General features: G+C 69.6%; 14 protein-coding genes and 1 riboswitch. Of the genes, 8 read left to right on the top strand and 6 right to left on the bottom strand.

What is annotated here, in order from left to right; genetic code table 11:
• Positions 1 to 11: 11 nt before the first annotated feature.
• Positions 12 to 773 (top strand): TorF family putative porin, encoded by a 762-nt coding sequence (locus QN245_RS17550; RefSeq protein ID WP_317843771.1) that lies wholly within the window; start codon positions 12 to 14, stop codon positions 771 to 773.
• A gap of 11 nt (positions 774 to 784) precedes the next feature.
• Here QN245_RS17550 and QN245_RS17545 read toward each other — a convergent pair whose 3' ends face one another.
• Genes QN245_RS17545 through QN245_RS17535 form a run of 3 tightly spaced genes read right to left on the bottom strand, consistent with a single transcriptional unit; the run spans position 785 to position 3,784 of the window.
• A complete protein-coding gene (locus tag QN245_RS17545; RefSeq protein ID WP_317843770.1) occupies positions 785 to 1,489 on the bottom strand; it encodes a sulfotransferase family protein in 705 nt (234 codons plus the stop codon).
• Entirely contained in the window at positions 1,486 to 2,400 is a 915-nt protein-coding gene (locus QN245_RS17540) for a sulfotransferase domain-containing protein (RefSeq protein WP_317843769.1), read from the bottom strand. Before QN245_RS17540 ends, QN245_RS17545 begins: the two co-directional genes overlap by 4 nt.
• Before the next feature lie 7 nt (positions 2,401 to 2,407).
• Positions 2,408 to 3,784, bottom strand: a complete 1,377-nt coding sequence (locus QN245_RS17535; RefSeq protein WP_317843768.1) for a cytochrome P450 — start codon at positions 3,782 to 3,784, stop codon at positions 2,408 to 2,410.
• Between the two features lie 512 nt (positions 3,785 to 4,296).
• Between QN245_RS17535 and QN245_RS17530 the strand changes: the two genes are divergently transcribed.
• Both QN245_RS17530 and QN245_RS17525 read left to right on the top strand, forming a co-directional pair.
• A complete protein-coding gene (locus tag QN245_RS17530; protein WP_317843767.1) occupies positions 4,297 to 5,058 on the top strand; it encodes a class I SAM-dependent methyltransferase in 762 nt (253 codons plus the stop codon).
• Between the two features lie 26 nt (positions 5,059 to 5,084).
• Positions 5,085 to 5,342 (top strand): hypothetical protein, encoded by a 258-nt coding sequence (locus tag QN245_RS17525; protein ID WP_184448355.1) that lies wholly within the window; start codon positions 5,085 to 5,087, stop codon positions 5,340 to 5,342.
• A 105-nt stretch (positions 5,343 to 5,447) separates the two neighbouring features.
• Here QN245_RS17525 and QN245_RS17520 read toward each other — a convergent pair whose 3' ends face one another.
• The 3 genes from QN245_RS17520 to ahcY all read right to left on the bottom strand — a co-directional run bounded on the left by QN245_RS17520 (position 5,448) and on the right by ahcY (position 7,749).
• Entirely contained in the window at positions 5,448 to 5,747 is a 300-nt protein-coding gene (locus tag QN245_RS17520) for a type II toxin-antitoxin system RelE/ParE family toxin (protein WP_160957430.1), read from the bottom strand.
• A gap of 1 nt (position 5,748) precedes the next feature.
• A complete protein-coding gene (locus QN245_RS17515; RefSeq protein ID WP_160966673.1) occupies positions 5,749 to 6,033 on the bottom strand; it encodes a CopG family ribbon-helix-helix protein in 285 nt (94 codons plus the stop codon).
• Between the two features lie 270 nt (positions 6,034 to 6,303).
• Complete coding sequence (ahcY, locus tag QN245_RS17510; protein ID WP_160957428.1) at positions 6,304 to 7,749, bottom strand: adenosylhomocysteinase; 1,446 nt, start codon at positions 7,747 to 7,749, stop codon at positions 6,304 to 6,306.
• Between the two features lie 33 nt (positions 7,750 to 7,782).
• Positions 7,783 to 7,882, bottom strand: a riboswitch (S-adenosyl-L-homocysteine riboswitch).
• A 152-nt stretch (positions 7,883 to 8,034) separates the two neighbouring features.
• On the opposite strand from ahcY, the gene QN245_RS17505 reads away from it, so the two are divergent.
• The 5 genes from QN245_RS17505 to QN245_RS17485 all read left to right on the top strand — a co-directional run bounded on the left by QN245_RS17505 (position 8,035) and on the right by QN245_RS17485 (position 17,133).
• Positions 8,035 to 10,575 carry a S9 family peptidase gene (locus QN245_RS17505; protein ID WP_317843766.1) on the top strand — a complete coding sequence of 847 codons (2,541 nt, stop codon included), beginning with the start codon at positions 8,035 to 8,037 and terminating at the stop codon, positions 10,573 to 10,575.
• Positions 10,576 to 10,738: 163 nt separating this feature from the next.
• Positions 10,739 to 13,453 (top strand): phosphoenolpyruvate carboxylase, encoded by a 2,715-nt coding sequence (ppc, locus tag QN245_RS17500; protein ID WP_317843765.1) that lies wholly within the window; start codon positions 10,739 to 10,741, stop codon positions 13,451 to 13,453.
• 82 nt (positions 13,454 to 13,535) lie between these two features.
• The gene (locus tag QN245_RS17495; protein WP_160966677.1) at positions 13,536 to 14,111 is read left to right on the top strand and encodes a TetR/AcrR family transcriptional regulator; all 576 of its coding nucleotides are present in this window, start codon (positions 13,536 to 13,538) and stop codon (positions 14,109 to 14,111) included.
• Between the two features lie 92 nt (positions 14,112 to 14,203).
• Positions 14,204 to 15,184, top strand: a complete 981-nt coding sequence (locus QN245_RS17490) for an Lnb N-terminal periplasmic domain-containing protein (RefSeq protein ID WP_160966679.1) — start codon at positions 14,204 to 14,206, stop codon at positions 15,182 to 15,184.
• Entirely contained in the window at positions 15,181 to 17,133 is a 1,953-nt protein-coding gene (locus QN245_RS17485) for a lipase family alpha/beta hydrolase (RefSeq protein WP_317843764.1), read from the top strand. Before QN245_RS17490 ends, QN245_RS17485 begins: the two co-directional genes overlap by 4 nt.
• Positions 17,134 to 17,470: the final 337 nt, after the last annotated feature.

The following is a 17,470-nucleotide window of genomic DNA, read 5'->3' as shown; positions in this document are numbered from 1 at the left end:
TGCGCACGGGAGTGCTCCTGCTCGCGTTGGGCGCCGCTGCACCGGCCTGGGCCGGGACCGCCAGCGCCAATCTGGCGGCGACCTCGAACTACGTCTCGCGCGGTTTCGAGCAGAGCTGGGGCCGGCCGGTGCTGCAGGGCGGGCTGGACGTGGCCGCCGACAGCGGCTGGTATGCCGGCACCTGGGCGTCGGGCGTGAGTTCGTACTTCATCGAAGGCGGGCACGTGGAGTGGGACGTGTATGCCGGCTATGCGGCCAGCCATGGCGACTGGGGCTGGCGCGCCGGCGTCTACCACTACGCGTATCCCGGCGCGCGCATGAGCGCCAGCGGCACCCGCTACGACTACGGCGAAGCCATCGTCGCCGGGCACTGGCGGACGGTGGAGCTGTCCTATGCCAGCACCTGGACGCGCGACTACTTCGGCTACAACAGTGCCACGCTGGGCGTCGGCCAGGGCCAGCACTCGCGCGGCTCCAGCTATCTGGCGCTGGACGCCACGCTACCGCTGGCGTCGGACTGGCAGGCGAGCATGCATGCGGGCCATCAGCACGTGCGCAACTTCGCCGACTACGGCTGGACCGACGCGCGCGTAGGCCTGAGCCGCACCTGGCGCGGCACCGAGTTCGGGCTGGCCTATTCGCGGGCCTGGAACAGCGCCGGGGTCTACCGCCGCTACACCACTGGCGTACCGGATGGCGACGGCCGGGTGCATGTCACCAATCCGATCGACGGCGCCTGGTCGTTCACCATCAAGCGCAATTTCTCGCTGTAGCCGGGTGGCGATCAGCCGTCGACGGACGGCGCGAACGCCTCCACGGCGAGCCGGTCCAGGTAGGCGCGCAGGCGTTGTTCGCGTTGTGCTGGTCCGCTCGGTAGCGGGCGCGCTTGCGCGCCGTTGCTGCCGCGCGCATGCACGCGCGGATACGGCTGTGCCGGCACCGGCACGCCGAGGAAGGCGCACAGCGGTTCCCAGCCGCTCTGCGCGTCGGTGTCGAGTACCAGCAGGCGATGTGCCGGTACGTTGGCGATGACGGCCTGGTTCCAGCGGTGGAAATAGTCGGTCATGAAGCCGCGATCGTCGATGCGCGTGGCGAACCCACGGCGCAGGAACTGACTCAGACGTTGGCCATCGGGGCCGAACAAGGCCGGCACGCTGCCGTCGCTGGCGAAGATGGTGCTGCGCACCGAATCGAACCAGGCATCGGCATCGCGCACGGTCAGGATCACCCGGGCCTGCGGATAGCGTGCGACCAGTTCGGGCCAGAAGCAGCAGCCGGGATAATCGACGGTGGCGGTGTAGCCTGCGAACAGCGCTTCCCAATCCGCCTGCCCGTCGATCGCCGCGTCCCACAGCGGCAAGGCCTGGCGCAGGTTCGCGGCCAGTTCCATGGCGTGATAGCAGCGGCCCAGGCCCAGATGCTCCAGCGCCACTTTCAGCGACAGGGTACCGGTGCGGCCGAGGCCGGCGCCGATGATGCGCAGGCTCATGCGGACGCCCCTGCGCCCTGCGCCAGCCACTGCGCGGCCTCGCGGCCCAGCTCTGCCTGCGCGCGCGCCTCATAGTCGGTGGCGACGGCCGCCGGCAACAGCGTGCGCCAGCGGCCGCTGCGGCCCTGGTTGAAGAAGGCCTTGCCGCCCTCGCGCCACAGTCCGGCGCCCTGCGGCACGTAGCGTGCGGCGTGTTGGCGCATGTAGCCGAATCGGCAGTGCGCCAGGATCGTCTGCCAGGCCGCCTCGCGTACCGGGATCTCCAGGAACGTGGCGATGCGCCGCACCTGTGCGGGCAGATCCTCCAGCAGGTCGGCGTAGTGCACCAGCAGCACATTGGGCTGCGCGCGCTGCTGCCACCAGCTGCGCACGCCTTCCCAGAACGGCCAGAACGGTGCACCGTCTTGGGCCAGCCAATGCGCCACGTAGGCGTCCACCGGCAGGCTCGGCGGCGGCACCACGCGCAGCTTGCCGGGTTCGGCCGCGCCGGCGTCCAGCCGCGCCTGCGCATCCTGGCTGACCGCGCATTGGTGGTCGTACAGACTGAGCGCGATGTCGCGGCCATCGCGGCCGATGTACAGATACTTGGCGCGATCGCTGACCGCCAATGCATCGGCCGGCAAATGGGTCTTGATGAAGCGCCGGTGGGTCTGCGCCTGCAGCAGCGCGAGCTTGCTGGCGCGGTCCGGGTACACGCCGTCCAACCATGGCGAGATCGCCGATACGTCGACGTCCGCCGCGCCCTCGAACAACAACTGCGCGACGATCTGCTGCAGCCAGGTGGTGCCGGCCTTGGCGTAGCTGGCAATGACGATGTCGCCGTCGCGGAAGGCCAGCGCGTTCCAGGCGGCCGAATCGAAAAAGCGGTTGGGATATTCCCGGGTCTTGGCGAAGGCGGCGGGATCAGCCATGCGGGGCTTACGGTGTGGGAGCGAGTGGCGCCGTCGCGATAGGCGACTGGCGAGGCGGGGCTGCCGTGCGCGGGCGCAGGGCGATGCGGACATCGAGCGGACGCAGCACCAGCGCCGGATACGGCCGCGGCTGCGCATCCGCGGCCAGCTGCAGCGTGCGCTCGCGCAGCAGGCCGGCCACGACCACGGTCATCTGCACCAGCGCCAGTTGGCTGCCGATGCAACTGCGCGGGCCACCGCCGAAAGGGAAGTAGGTGTAGCGCGCCGGCGCATGTGCGGCGTCCAGCCAGCGTGCCGGCATGAAGCGGTCCGGCGCGGCGAAGTGGCGCGGATCGCGCTGCACCACCCATTGGCTGATGACCAACTGGGTGCCGCGTGGCACCGCGAAGCCCTCCAGCGTGGTGTCGCGTTGGGCGATGCGCGCGGTCATCCACGCCGGCGGATACAGGCGCATGGCTTCCTTCACGCAGGCGCGCGCCAGCGGCAGGCGTTCGACCAGCGCGTCGTCGCAGGCCGTGGCGGACGCGCTGTCGAGGCCGGGCAGGGCATCGGCTTCCTCCGCCACCGCCTGCGCGATCGAGGGATGCTGGGCCAGCAGCAGCAGCGTCCAGGTCAGGCCGGCCGCCATCGGCTCCAGCGCCGACATCAGCATCGCCGCCGCTTCGTCGCGGCACCAATCGCCCTGGCCCTGCGGATCGTCGCGCTGCAGCAGCTCCAGTACCGAGGCGCCTGTGCCTGCTGAACGCGGCGACGCCAGGATCTGCGTCAGCGCGTTGTCCAGTTCGCTGCGTGCGGTACGCAGTTGCCGCTTGCCGGCGCTCGGCCACCAGGCCGGTGCCGCCGATGGCGTGCGCGTCTGCTGCAGGATCGCATCGACCATCGGCAGCATTCGCAGCAGTGCTGGCGCGTGTGCGGTGTCGCCGAGCAGGAAACCGGCGCCCAGTTGCGCACAAAGCGCCGTCATCGTCAGGCGCAGATCCTGGGCGTGGACGCTGTCATTGCGCGCTTGCAACAACGCTTGCGTGGCAGCGAGCGCTTGCCCGGCGTAGTCGCGCACCAGGCTGGCGCGGAACGCGGGCTGCAGTGCCTGGCGCTTGTGCCGCCAGGCCTCGCCCTCGCTGTTCATCACCGATCCCGGGAATGCGGCGCGGCGCGCACGCGGATCCGGATCCGATTTGGCATAGAGGCTGCCGTCGTCGCCGAGCACCGTGGCAATGGCAGCCGGTGCCGCGATCAGATAGGTGCGCTCGGCGATCTGCACTACGTCGCCATGCTCGCGTGCGCTGCGTTGCAGGAATTCCAGGGGATCGGCAGCGAAGGCCTGCCGATTGCCGAACGCCCAGTGCCCGCGCGGCCCTGGTGGCAGTCGCTGCGCTTCGGTCACGCGAAGATCCGCATGGTGACGCGCCGCGAGACGGAAGCTGGCATGTGTCGCATGGCGAACGAAGCGCGTGGCCGGGCGAAAAGAAGCGCCGCGAGAGGGCGGACGATTGCCCCCTCTCGCACAGGCACGCCACACGACGGTGGCGGGAAGGTCAGTAGGTGTAGATGTAGCCGAGCTTGCGGCCGCCGAGGCTCTGCACCCAGCGCGACAGCGAATCAAAAAGGCGTTTCATGGCGATACTCCTGATTGAACGGGGAATCTGTTGCGGTTGTCGCGTCTGTCACCGTGACAGACGCGGGAAAAGCATCCCTGCTTGGGTGTGGCGACGCAAGCGAAAGACTGAAGCGCGGCCAACTGCAATGCGCCTGTCATCTGCGGCGCCGTGCCGTGTATTGCACGCAACCGCCGTTCATTGCAGCGCCTGCCATGCACGGCGTTGCCCTGTGCGACGCGCCATCCCGTCGCATCAGTGCGTGCTATCGTCGCGCCACTTCGGCAACGAGTGGCTACGGATGCCCGTGACCCACGACTACGACCGCCTGGCCGCGATCTACGACCGGTTCTACGATCGCTGGCCCGACGTCGTCACGCAGCAGTGCGTCGGTGTCCTCGCCGAGCTGGCCGCGGGCCGTGCGGCACTGGAACTGGGCATCGGCACCGGCCGCCTCGGCTTGTCGCTCGCGCATCGCGATGTGCCGGTCACCGGCATCGACAACGCGCCGGCGATGCTCGAGGCCTTGCGCGCCAAACCCGGCAGCGAACGTCTGCAACTGGTCTGCGCCGACTTCGCCGACATGCCGGTGTCCGGGCCGTTCGGCCTGATCTATGCGGTGGCGGCGTTCGGCTATCTGTTGACCCAGGCCGAACAACTGCGTTGCATGGTCAACGCGGCGCGCTGCCTGGCGCCCGACGGGCGCCTGCTGATCCAGACCGCGGTGCCGGGCGCAGAGGTGTTCGACGGCGGCGGCAAGGTCAGTCAGGTGCTGGACGTGCCGGATACCGACGGCGACGGCGCGGCGGTGATGCTGGTGTGCTCGCAGCCCGATCCGCTGCAGCAACGCATCGACCAGCGCGTGGTGGTGCTGGGTGAGTCCGGCACGCGCATCTTCAGCGAGCGCCGCCGCTACGTGTGGCCATCGGAGCTGGACCTGATGGCGCAGATCGCCGGCCTACGTCGTGAGGCGCGCTGGAGCGACTGGGCACGTGCGCCGTATCACGCGCGCAGCCGCATCCAGATTTCGGTGTACGTGCCGGCTGGCGAGCGCAGGATCTGAAAGACTTGCGCCGTCTCAGGCACTAGATGGCGATGTCCGGTGTGTGCGTTGCGGAATCTGCAGTGGGGCCATGTCACCTTTGGCGCCTGCGTGTCCATGCCGATGCGATACCGGTCGATACCGTTGGTGTCATGGGCGAACCGCGCCTGCAGCCGCGCCGCATCGTGCTTGGTCTGGTCGACGCTCGTGCCACGACCAAGCACGGTGCGATTGGCTTCGCGATCGCCAGTTTGCTGCGGGAGTCACTCAGCATTTCATCTTCCGGCAGCGAAGTGCCGCGCTAGCAGGCGCGAGGGGGCGCAGTTGTAGCAAATCAGTCGGGGTGGGGCTTCGCGCGCCCATGTCCCTGTCAGCATCGCATCGATCAGGTTGGCGCGCCGGCCTTGATGTTAGGCATCGCGTGCATAGCCTGCCTCGCGTTGCGCGCGGATCGCCAGGACAAAGACGGTATCCAGCGCAACCACGTATCGGTAGAGGGCAATATATCCGTGAGCGCCTTGGCCAATGACCAGTTCACGCACATCATGGCGCGTCAGCCGGCCGATCAGCGGATTGTCCGTCAGCACGTTCGATGCGCTGACGATCTCGCTCAGACGCTCTTGGATATGTTCGGCTTCGTGTTGTTCCAGATGGCCGATGATGCGCCGTAGGTCCTCGTTGACAGATGGCAGGAACTCGACGTGCGCCATGCTATTTCGCGAACTTGCGGGGGACGGGAGGGGGAGTGTCCTTGCCCTCAATGCGTTCCATCAGATAACGACGCATCTCGTCCCAGGGAATGCTCTCGCCGGTCTCGAGGAATTGGCCCCAACGGCGCTCGGCCTCTGCATGGAAGTCGACGCGCCGCTCGGCCAGCTCGGCCTTCTCGGCAATGGCTTCCAGGATGAAGTTGTGCGACGTGGTGCCGGCCGCTTCCGCAGCCTTGGCGATGCGGGCCTTGAGCGCGTCCGGCAGGCGGATGGTGGTGGTGCTCATGGGGAGCTCCAGGCGATTGGTGTGGAATCAATGTAGCACAGGTGTGGTACAGGCGGCCTGGCCGGACAGCCGCCTTCGGTCAGCTTGCCGGAAAGTCCGTTTGGAGCAGGGATTGGCTCAGCGATGCCGGCAGTTTTCGCTCGATACGAATTCCTAGCCTCCCGAGCATGTTCCTAGCCTCCCGACCATGCGCTCGCAGCACCGACCGCACAAAAAACGGGCGCCTCGCGGCGCCCGTTCTTGTCTGCATGGCGATGTCTTGCCAACGGCTCAGTAGCGGTAGTGCTCCGGCTTGAACGGGCCGTCGACCGGCACGCCCAGGTAGGCGGCCTGCGCGTCGGTGAGCTTGGTCAGCTTCACGCCGATCTTCTCCAGGTGCAGGCGCGCCACTTCCTCGTCCAGCTTCTTCGGCAGGCGGTATACCTGCTTCTCGTAGCTGTCCTTGTTCTGCCACAGGTCGATCTGCGCCAGGGTCTGGTTGGCGAAGCTGTTGGACATCACGAAGCTGGGGTGGCCGGTGGCGCAGCCCAGGTTGACCAGGCGGCCTTCGGCCAGCAGGAAGATCGCATTGCCGTTGGGCAGCACGAACTTGTCCACCTGCGGCTTGATGTTGATCTTCTGCACGCCCGGCAGCTTGTACAGCGCCTCAACCTGGATCTCGTTGTCGAAGTGGCCGATGTTGCAGACGATGGCCTGGTCCTTCATCTGCGTCAGGTGCTCGATGCGGATGATGTCCTTGTTGCCGGTGGTGGTGACGTAGATGTCGGCCTGGCCGAGGGTGTCCTCGACGGTGTTGACCTCGAAGCCTTCCATCGCCGCCTGCAGCGCGCAGATCGGGTCGATCTCGGTGACGATGACGCGGGCGCCGTAGGCGCGCAGGCTGTGCGCCGAGCCCTTGCCGACGTCGCCGTAGCCGCACACCACCGCGACCTTGCCGGCCAGCATCACGTCCATCGCGCGCTTGAGGCCGTCGGCCAGCGACTCGCGGCAGCCGTACAGGTTGTCGAACTTGCTCTTGGTCACCGAGTCGTTGACGTTGATCGCCGGGATCAGCAGGGTGCCGGCCTCGGCCAGCTGGTACAGGCGGTGCACGCCGGTGGTGGTCTCTTCGGAGACGCCCTTCCAGTCCTTGACCACGCGGGTCCAGTAGCCCGGGCGCTCCACCGCCACGCGCTTGAGCAGGTTCTTGATCACCTGCTCCTCGTGCGAGGAGGCCGGTTCGTCGACCCACTTGGAGCCGTTCTCCAGCTCGTAGCCCTTGTGGATCAGCAGGGTCACGTCACCGCCGTCGTCCACCACCAGTTCCGGGCCGGTCTGGGTGCCGTCGGGCAGGGTGAAGGTCAGCGCGTCGAGGGTGCAGTCCCAGTATTCCTCCAGGGTCTCGCCCTTCCAGGCGAACACGGGGGTGCCGGTGGCGGCGATCGCCGCGGCGGCGTGATCCTGGGTGGAGAAGATGTTGCACGAGGCCCAGCGCACGTCGGCGCCGATGTCCTTCAGCGTCTCGATCAGCACCGCGGTCTGGATGGTCATGTGCAGCGAGCCGGTGACACGCACCCCGGCCAGCGGCTTGGCGGTGGCGTACTGGCGGCGGATCGACATCAGGCCCGGCATCTCGTGCTCGGCGATGTCCAGTTCCTTGCGGCCCCAATCGGCCAGGGAAATGTCGGCGACCTTGTAGTCGCCCTCGGTGGAAAAGCGCTTGAGTGCAGCGTTCATCGATAAAGCTCCGGTCAATGGCGAGAAACTCGCGAAGTCCGGGCGCCGTTGTCGCTCAAGCCTCGCGCCGAGCCTGGCCGGATCTGGAGACGGAGAATCCGGTCTCGATCCGGTCGCAGCGCCCCTCGGCGCAAGGGGTAACCGATTATAGCGGCTGCTGCGTGTGGCGCTTGAACACGCGGTCAGAACATGGAGGACACGCCCAGGCCCAACCATCGACAGGGGGCGCCCGACGCCGGCCCTGCTACCGTCGTCGGTTCGTTCGATGGGAAGGAGAGGGGAGAGATGAACCAGATCACAGTGCGCGGGCGCCGCCGCGTCGCCAGGCCGGTCTGCGGCCTGCTGTGCGCGGCCCTGGCCGCCGCCGGCAGCGCCGCCGCCAACGCGGCCTCGGCACCTGCGGCGGCGGCCACCGCCGATCCAGCCGACAGCGGCTATCAACTGCCGTCGGCGCCGCTGCAGGCCATTGTCGACGCACCGCGGCCGCCGCAACTGTCGCTGAGCCCGCGGCGCGATCTGGCGGCGATGCTGCAGCTCCCCGCGCTGCCCGGCATCGCCCAGGTCGCCCAGCCGGAACTCAAGCTCGCCGGGCTGCGCATCCATCCGCGCACCCGCTCGCAGAGCCGGTTCGTCTTCGGCGACAAACTGTGGTTGCTGCGCATCGCCGACGGCAGCGAGTTGCGCATCGACGGCCTGCCGTCGCCGCTGTCGATCGCCGGCATGGCCTGGGCGCCGGACCAGCGTCATCTGGCCTTCAACCGGGTCGACGCACGCAACGGCGCCAACGAGCTGTGGGTGGTGGACATCGCCGCGCAGCGAGCGCGGCGGATCGCCGAGCGGCTGAACACGGTGTCCGGCGACGGTTACGCATGGATGCCCGACAGCCGCCAGTTGCTGGTGCTGCTGCAGCCGCAGGAGCAGGGCGCGGCGCCGCCCGCCGATGCAGTGCCGACCGGGCCGGCGGTGCAGCAGACCGCGGGCGGTGGCGCCACCGCCTTGCGCACCTATCAGGACCTGCTGAAGAACGAGGCCGACGCGCGCCAGTTCGACGATCAACTGCGCGCGCAGCCGGCGCTGGTCGATGTCGACGGGCAGGTGCAGCGCATCGCCAACCCGGACCTGTACCTGTCGCTGGCGCCGTCGCCGGACGGCCGCTATCTACTGGCGCAGCGCCTGCAGCGGCCGTTCTCCTACCTGGTGCCGGCCAGTGGCTTCCCGCGCACCATCGAGGTGCTCGACCGCGCCGGCAAGCCGGTGCACACGCTGGCGCAGCTGCCGCTGGTGGAAGGCCTGCCGACCGGCAACGATGCGGTGCGCACCGGCGTGCGCGACATCGACTGGCGCAGCGACGCGCCGGCCACCCTGGTCTGGGCGGAAGCCCAGGACGGCGGCGACCCGGCGCGCGAAGCGGCCGTGCGCGACGCGGTGATGATGCAGGCGGCGCCGTTCAAGGCGCCGCCGGTGACGCTGGCGCGCCTGCAGTCGCGCTTTGCCGGCATTGCCTGGGGCCGCGGCGATCTGGCCCTGATCGACGAGTTCTGGTGGAAGACGCGGCAGACCAAGCAGTGGCGCGTAGCCCCGGACCATCCCGCGCAGGCGCCGCAGCTACTGGCGCAGCGTTCGCAGGAGGACCGCTACGCAGATCCCGGCACGCCGGTGACGGAGCGCGATGCCGCCGGCAACCCGCGCCTGTTGATCGCCGCCGATGGCCACAGCCTGTTCCTGCGCGGCGAAGGCGCTTCGCCGCAGGGCGATCGGCCGTTCCTGGACCGCTACGATCTGGACACGCGGAAAAGCACCCGCCTGTTCCAGTCGCAGGCGCCGTACTACGCGGTGCCGCAGGCTCTGCTCGACGACAGCGGTCAGCGCCTGCTGATCACCCGCGAGACGCCGCAGGAGCCGCGCAATTTCTATCGGCTCGACAGCGCGAACGCCGAGCCGGTGGCGTTGACCCGCTTCACCCATCCCACGCCGCAGTTGCGCGACGTGCACAAGGAGCAGATCCGCTACCGGCGCAAGGACGGCGTGGAACTGACCGCGACCCTGCTGCTGCCGCCGGGCTACGACGTCAAGCGCGACGGCCCGCTGCCGATGCTGATGTGGGCCTATCCGGGCGAGTTCAAATCCGCCGACGCCGCCAGCCAGGTCACCGATTCGCCGTATCGGTTCAATGCGATCGGCTACTGGGGGCCGCAGGCGTTCCTGGCGCTGGGCTATGCGGTGCTCAACGACCCATCGATGTCGATCGTCGGCGAGGGTGCGCGCGAACCCAACGACACCTATGTCGAGCAACTGGTCGCCGATGCGCAGGCGGCGGTGGACGAGGTGGTGCGGCGCGGCGTCGCCGATCGCGATCGCATCGCCATCGGCGGGCATTCCTACGGCGCCTTCATGACTGCCAACCTGCTCGCGCACACGCGCCTGTTCAAGGCCGGCATCGCCCGCAGCGGCGCCTACAACCGCTCGCTGACGCCGTTCGGCTTCCAGTCCGAGGAGCGCACCTATTGGCAGGCGCAGCCGGTGTACCAGGCCATGTCGCCGTTCAACTACGCCGACCGGATCAAGGATCCGCTGCTGCTGATCCACGGTGCCGAGGACAACAACTCCGGCACCTTTCCGATCCAGAGCGAGCGCATGTACGCGGCGATCAAGGGCAACGGCGGCACTGCGCGGCTGGTGATGCTGCCCAACGAGGCGCATGCCTACCGCGCGCGCGAATCGGTGCTGCAGATGCTGGCCGAGAGCGAGCGCTGGCTGCGCACCTATCTGGGGCCGGCGCCCACGCCGACGTCCTTGCCGGCCGCGGCAGGCGCTGTGTCGCGCTGAGTCGTGCCTGTGCCACGGCCGCACGTTTTCGTGCAGCCGTGGCACAGGGCACTGCCGTGCGGTGCAAATGGTTCGCTTTGAAACCGTCGCCGCGGCCGACGGGAACGCGATCCCTTTTCGGTTAGGCTTGCGGCGCCCCCACTGCCGAGCCATGCGTTTCCCGATGAACGAGTCCCGCAGCAGTATCGTCTTCGCCACGCCCGACCTTCCCCTACGCGACGACGTGCGCCGCCTCGGCGCCCTGGTGGGCGACCTGCTCGCCGAACAGGTCTCGGCGCAGTTCCTGGACGAGATCGAACGCATCCGCACCACCGCGATCGCCCGCCGTGAGCGTGCCGCGCCGCTGTCCTCGCTGAGCGAGCAACTCGCCGGCCGCGCACCGCGCGACGCCGAAGCGCTGGTGCGCGCCTTCAGCACCTACTTCCAGGTGGTCAACATCGCCGAGCGCGTGCACCGCATCCGCCGCCGCCGCGACTACCAGCGCAGCAGTGCCGATACGCCGCAGCCGGACGGTCTGCACGACGCCTTGCGCCGGCTCAAGGCGCAGGGCGTCGGCCTCGAGGAGCTGCGCGACTGGCTGCCGCGCATCGACGTCGAGCCGGTGTTCACCGCGCACCCGACCGAGGCGGTGCGGCGCGCGCTGCTGGAGAAGGAACAGTTGATGGTGGCCAGCCTGGTCGACAACCTCGACGGCCTGCGCACGCCTGGCGAGCGCGCCACCGACGCGGCGCGTTTCCGCATGGCGCTGACCGCCTCGTGGCAGACCGCCGATTCCTCGCCGGTGCGTCCCACCGTGGAGGACGAGCGCGAGCACGTCGGCTTCTACCTGACCCAGGTGCTGTACCGGGTGATCCCGGTGATGTACGAGACCCTGGAGCACGCCATCGAGGAGACCTACGGGCAGGCGCTGACCCTGCCGCGGCTGCTGCGTTTCGGCACCTGGGTCGGCGGCGACATGGACGGCAACCCCAATGTGGATGCCGCCACCATCACCGCCACCCTCGACGCGCAGCGGCGCGCGGTGCTGGAGCGTTATCTGAAGGAACTGTGGCAACTGGCCAGCCTGCTCAGCCAGTCGACCACCCTGGTCGCGGTCAGCGCACCGCTGCTGGAGCAACTGGAGCGTTACCGGCAGCTGCTGCCGGAGGCCGCCGCGCGCTCGCGGCCGCGCCACGGCGACATGCCCTACCGGTTGCTCAACGACCTGATGCGCGCGCGCCTGCAGGCGACCCTGGACGACGCGCCGGGTGCCTATGCCGCCCCGGCCGAACTGGAAAGCGACCTGCAGTTGATCCTGGACAGCCTGCAGGCCAACAAGGGCCTGCACGCCGGCTGGTTCGCGGTGCGGCGCCTGCTGTGGCGGGTGCGCAGCTTCGGTTTCCACCTGGCGCGGCTGGACGTGCGCCAGGAGTCCAGCGTGCACGCGCGCGCGGTCGCCGCCGCGTTGGACACGCAGGACTGGGACGCGCGGGCGGTGGAGGAGCGCGCGCGCCTGCTCGGTCCTTATGCCGGCGGCGAGCAGAAACTGCCGGCCGCCGACGACGAAGGCAATGCGCGGCTGGACGCGGTGTTCGCCGCGCTCGCCGATGCGCGCGCGCGGCACGGCGCCGACGCGCTGGGCAGCTACATCATCTCGATGGCGCACGACCGCGCCGACGTGCTGACCGTGCTGGCGCTGGCGCGCCGCGGCGGCCTGGTCGATGACGACGGCGCGGTGCCGCTGGACATCGTGCCGCTGTTCGAGACCGTGGATGATCTGCGCGGCGGCACCGCGACCTTGCGCGACCTGCTGGCTGATCCGGTCTACCGCCGCCACCTGGCCGCGCGCGACGACGTGCAGATGGTGATGCTCGGCTATTCCGACAGCGGCAAGGACGGCGGCATCGCCGCTTCGCGCTGGGGCTTGCAGCGCGCGCAAGTGGAACTGCTGGAGGCGGCGGCCGAATTGGGCATCCGCCTGACCTTCTTCCACGGCCGCGGCGGCTCGATCGTGCGCGGCGGCGGCAAGACCACGCGCGCGCTGGAGGCGGCGCCGCGCGGCAGCGTCGACGGACGCCTGCGGGTCACCGAGCAGGGCGAGGTGATCCACCGCAAGTACGGCATCCGTGCGCTGGCGCTGCGCTCGCTGGAGCAGATGACCGGCGCGGTGCTGCTGTCGAGCCTGCGCCCGCGTGCGGCCGACGCGCGCGAGGACGGTTGGCGGCCGGTGATGGACCTGGTCGCCGAGCACAGCAGCCAGGCGTACCGCGGCTTCGTCGGCGATGGCGAGTTCATGCGCTATTTCCGCCTGGCCACGCCCATCGACGTGATCGAGCGCATGACCCTGGGTTCGCGGCCGTCGCGGCGGCTCGGCCAGGATGCGGCGCTGTCCAACCTGCGTGCGATTCCCTGGGTGTTCGCCTGGAGCCAGGCGCGCGCGGTGATTCCGGGCTGGTACGGCGTGGGCAGCGGCCTGCAGGCGGCGGTGGACGCCGGCCACGAGGACGCGCTGCGCGCGATGGCCGCCGACTGGCCGTTCTTCCGCACCTTCCTCGACGACATCGCCATGGTCCTGTCCAAGGGCGACCTCAACATCGCCGAGATGTTCTCGCGCCTGTCCGGGCCGCTGCACGAGCGCTTCTTCCCGCGCATCCGCGACGAGCTGGCACTGACCAAGGGCTGGGTGAAGACGCTGACCGGGCAAACCTCGCTGCTGCAGCACGATCCGCGGCTGGCCTTGTCGATCCGCCTGCGCAATCCCTACATCGACCCGATCAGCGTGCTGCAGGTGGACCTGCTACAGCGCTGGCGCGCCACCGAGGGCGAGGACGAAGACCTGCTGCGGGCGCTGGTGGCCTGCGTCAACGGCGTCGCCCAGGGCGTGCAGAACACAGGCTGAGGCCAGTGCTTCAAGGTGCCGCCGGTCGATGCCGGCGGCTGCCGACCGTAATCCGCTTGCAAGCGGACAAAATTGTCCGATAATGCCGCGCATGGAAATGCGAGCCGATACCGCCCACCGCCGCCGCCTGTTGCTGGACGCCGCCGACGAGGTGTTCTGCGAGCATGGCGTGTTGGCGCCGTTGGAACTGGTGGTGGAGCGCGCCGGGCTCGGCCGCGCCACCCTGTACCGCCATTTCGCCGACCGCACCGAACTGATGGCGGCCCTGCTGGAACGCGGCCTGGACGGCCTGGAGGGCTGCGCGCGCGAGATCGGCACGCGGCCGGACGGGCTGTTCCTGCTGCTGTACGACGTCGCCGAGCACATCGCGATGTCGGCGCCGCTGGCCGACTATTGGCGGTCGATGCCGCGCGAGCATCCGACGATCGCCGCGGCGCATGCGCGGGCGATGGCGATCCTGCTGCCGTACCTGCAGCGTGCGATCGCCGCCGGCCTGTGCCGTGCCGACCTGGACGACCAGGATCTGGGGTTGGCCATGGACATGCTCGGCGCCTGCCAGCGTGGCAGCGACGAAGCCGAGCGCAAGGCGCTGGCGCAGCGGGGGTGCCGCCTGCTGCGCCACGCCCTGGCCACGCCCGCAGCGGCGGCGGACTTGTGAGCCGCGCTGCCGGCGCTGCGCGGCAGCGCGCCGCGGCGGACACGGGCGCGCCCAGACGGCGCTGGCCGCGGCGGCTGGCACGCGCGCTGGCGATGCTGGCGATCCTTGCCGCCAGCCTGTGGGGCGCGCTGTTCCTGAGCTACCTGCCGCATACCGGCGCCGTGGTGCGCTACGGCTCGGCGCTGCTGTGGGCCGCGCTCGGCGCCGCTGCGCTATGGGGCCTGCGGCATCCGCGCGAGTACCGCGTACTGCCGCTGCTGTTCGCGGTCGGTTGCGCGGGCATGGCGGTGGGCTGGTCGGCGCTGCAGCCGCAGCAGAACCGCGACTGGGCCGACGATGTCGCGCAACTGTTGCAGCCGCAGGTGGACGGGCATGTGGTCACCTTGCACAACGTGCGCAACTTCGCCTGGCGCAGCGACCACGACTACACCCCGCACTGGGAGACCCGCCGCTACGATCTGGACCGACTGGCCTCGGCGGATCTGGCGCTGTCGTACTGGATGGGGCCGGCGATCGCCCACACCCTGGTCTCGTTCGGCTTCGACGACGGCCGTCGCGTGGTGTTCTCGCTGGAGATCCGCAAGGAGCGCGGCGAGGCGTTCTCGGCGCTGGCCGGATTCTTCCGCAATTTCGAGCAGGTGATGGTGGCCGCCGACGAGCGCGACATCCTGGCGGTGCGCAGCAACGTGCGCGGCGAGGACGTGTACCTGTATCGGCTCAACCTGTCGCGCGCGCAACTGCGCCAGCTGTTCCTGGGCTACGTGGCGCGGGCGCAGCAATTGCAGCGCACGCCGCGGTTCTACAACACCGCCACCAGCAACTGCACCACCATCGTGTTCGAACTGGCGCGCAAGCTTGATCCCGCGCTACCGCTCGACGTCCGCCTGCTGCTGTCCGGCTACCTGCCTTCCTACGTCTACGCGCAGCACGGCTTCATGCCCGGCTACAGCCTGGCCACGCTGCGTGCGCGCGGCCGTATCGGCGAACGCGCGCGGGTTGCGGGCGCTGACGCCGACTTCTCCACGCGCATTCGCGCCGGCATTCCCGGCGACGATCCGGCGGCCACGCCATGACCCTGCGCGCACGTCTTGCCCGCTGCGCCGGCACCGGGCTGTTGGCTGCCGCGCTGCTGCTCGGCACCGGCTGCGCGATGGTCAGCGTGCAGTCGCGCAGCGCCGCCGATTACATCGCCACCCAGCGTGGCGACGTCCTCAGCACCGGCAAGCTCAGCGACGCCAGCCTGGAGACGCTGCGCGTGCTCGCGCTCGATCCCAAGACTTGCGAGGCGGACGTTGCGGCCTGCGCCACGCAGCTGCGCGCATTGCAGGGGCTGGACCAGGAGCGGCGGCTGGCGACCCTGTCGGAGCTGTGGGTGCATGCGGCCAATGTGCGCACGCCGCGGCAGGCGAGGGCGCTGGACGATGCGACGCTGCAGGCCTGGCTGGAGGCCGCGCGCTACGCCTACGCCTATCTGTTCTACACCCAGCGTCCGGCCAGTGCGCGCGCCTTCGAGGACCGGCAGACCCAGGTGCGCGACTACTACAACTACGCGGTGCAGCAGGTGGTCGGCGAGCTGTTCCTGCGCTGGCGTGCCGGCAGCGCCAGCGGCGAGCTGCACGACGACGACATGCTGCGCACGGCTGGCTGGCAGGTGCGCGCGGACATGGGCAGTTTCCGCCTGCCCGGCGGGGTGGCGCGGCCGGACGCGATGCTGCCGGCGTCGACGCTGCGCTTCGATGGCCTGCGCAGCACCTACCGGCGCGACGGTTTCGGCGCCGAGCTGGTCGCGGAGATTGCGCCGTCCAAGGTCGGCGACCCGACCGCGGCAACCGCTGCCAAGACCGCGCCGGACCCGCACGCGCCGGCCTTCAGCGAGATGCCCTATGCGCCGACCACGGTGTTGCTGCGCTTCGACGGCGACAGCCTGGCGCAGGTGCTGGACACCCGCAGCGTGGTGGTCGCGCCCTACGATCCGTATCGCGATGGCGAGGTCGAGGTGCACGGCCAGCGCCTGCCGCTGGCGGCCAACTTCACCGCCGCCTACGGCCTGTGGCTGGCCCGTGCCGGCTTCGCGCGGCAGTCGCTGCGCTCGATGCTCGGCCGCGAGGATGGCATCGAGCAGCCGCATCTGTACCTGATGCAGCCGTACGATCCGGACCGGCGCATCATCCTGATGCTGCACGGCCTGGCCAGCAGTCCGGAAGCCTGGGTCAACGTCGCCAACGAGTTGATGGGCGACGAGCAGCTGCGCCGCCACTACCAGATCTGGCAGGTCTACTACCCGACCAACATGCCGATCGCCTGGAACCGTGCGCAGATCGATGCGCTGCTGCAGCAGACCTTGCGCCATTTCGATCCGCAGGGGCAGGCGCCGGCCTCGCAGCACATGGTGCTGATCGGCCACAGCATGGGCGGGGTGATCGGGCGCCTGTTGGTCAGCGACTCCGGCGACACGCTGTGGAACGAGCTGATCGGCGCACGCGGCGACCGCCGCCCGCTGGATCCGCAGGCGCTGGCGCAGTTGCAGCCGCTGCTGCGCTTCGCGCCGTTGCCGGAGGTGGACCGCGCCATCTTCATCGCCGCGCCGCAACGCGGCACCACCTTCGCCGAAGGCCGCCTCGGGCGCCTGGCCGGGCGCCTGGTACGCCTGCCGGTGACGCTGTTCGATCGCTTGAACACCTTGCTGCAGGGAATCGACGGACCCGATGGCGCGCCGGTGCGCGTGCCCAACAGCATCGACAACCTGCGCGACACCGACCCGTTCGTGCGCGCGGCGGCGGAGTTGCCGATCGCGCCGGCGGTGCGCTACCACACCATCATCGCCCGCCGCGATCCGGCGGTGCCGCTGGCCGATTCCGACGACGGGCTGGTGCCGTACCGCAGCGCACATCTGCCGGGCGCGGTCTCCGAACTGGTGATCACCTCGGGCCACAGCGTGCAGGAGACGCCGCAGGCGATCCTGGAGATCCGCCGCATCCTGCACGCGCAGTTGCAGGTCGACGCCGCCGCAACGCCGCGCTGAGGACACCGCTGGCGCAGCCGCGCCTAGCGTCTCGGAACGCGTCGGCGGCATTGCGCCGCGCACCGCACCCACCGAGAGGCGGGCGACGCATCCCTGCAGCCAGCTCCACGCAACTCGGATAGACGCGCCCAACGCGTCGCGCTCGCCTTGGCGCCACGCCCCCTAGCGCCGCGCCGTGCATCGTCGCGGTTGTGCCGAATTCCGCGGGAAATGCGTCGGATCGATGGTTGATGGCGGTGGGTGACATCGTTGTCATCAAATTGCAGCCGCGCCCGCCAACAATGCGCGCCGCCGTGAACACGATCACGGCCTCTCTCCCCACCATGCCCGGCCTGCG

The sequence above is a fragment of the Xanthomonas rydalmerensis genome (assembly GCF_033170385.1).
GTDB classification, from domain to species: domain Bacteria; phylum Pseudomonadota; class Gammaproteobacteria; order Xanthomonadales; family Xanthomonadaceae; genus Xanthomonas_A; species Xanthomonas_A rydalmerensis.
Note: the sequence above shows the minus strand (reverse complement) of the source record. Positions and strands in the feature narration are given on the sequence as shown.

Excerpts from the sequence above, each read along its gene's own strand:
- QN245_RS17545 (WP_317843770.1), bottom strand. The coding sequence starts at position 1,489 with ATGAGCCTGCGCATCATCGGCGCCGGCCTCGGCCGCACCGGTACCCTG.
- QN245_RS17540 (WP_317843769.1), bottom strand. The coding sequence starts at position 2,400 with ATGGCTGATCCCGCCGCCTTCGCCAAGACCCGGGAATATCCCAACCGC.
- QN245_RS17530 (WP_317843767.1), top strand. The coding sequence starts at position 4,297 with ATGCCCGTGACCCACGACTACGACCGCCTGGCCGCGATCTACGACCGG.
- QN245_RS17525 (WP_184448355.1), top strand. The coding sequence starts at position 5,085 with ATGGCGATGTCCGGTGTGTGCGTTGCGGAATCTGCAGTGGGGCCATGT.
- QN245_RS17520 (WP_160957430.1), bottom strand. The coding sequence starts at position 5,747 with ATGGCGCACGTCGAGTTCCTGCCATCTGTCAACGAGGACCTACGGCGC.
- QN245_RS17515 (WP_160966673.1), bottom strand. The coding sequence starts at position 6,033 with ATGAGCACCACCACCATCCGCCTGCCGGACGCGCTCAAGGCCCGCATC.
- ahcY (WP_160957428.1), bottom strand. The coding sequence starts at position 7,749 with ATGAACGCTGCACTCAAGCGCTTTTCCACCGAGGGCGACTACAAGGTC.
- QN245_RS17505 (WP_317843766.1), top strand. The coding sequence starts at position 8,035 with ATGAACCAGATCACAGTGCGCGGGCGCCGCCGCGTCGCCAGGCCGGTC.
- ppc (WP_317843765.1), top strand. The coding sequence starts at position 10,739 with ATGAACGAGTCCCGCAGCAGTATCGTCTTCGCCACGCCCGACCTTCCC.
- QN245_RS17495 (WP_160966677.1), top strand. The coding sequence starts at position 13,536 with ATGCCGCGCATGGAAATGCGAGCCGATACCGCCCACCGCCGCCGCCTG.
- QN245_RS17490 (WP_160966679.1), top strand. The coding sequence starts at position 14,204 with ATGCTGGCGATCCTTGCCGCCAGCCTGTGGGGCGCGCTGTTCCTGAGC.
- QN245_RS17485 (WP_317843764.1), top strand. The coding sequence starts at position 15,181 with ATGACCCTGCGCGCACGTCTTGCCCGCTGCGCCGGCACCGGGCTGTTG.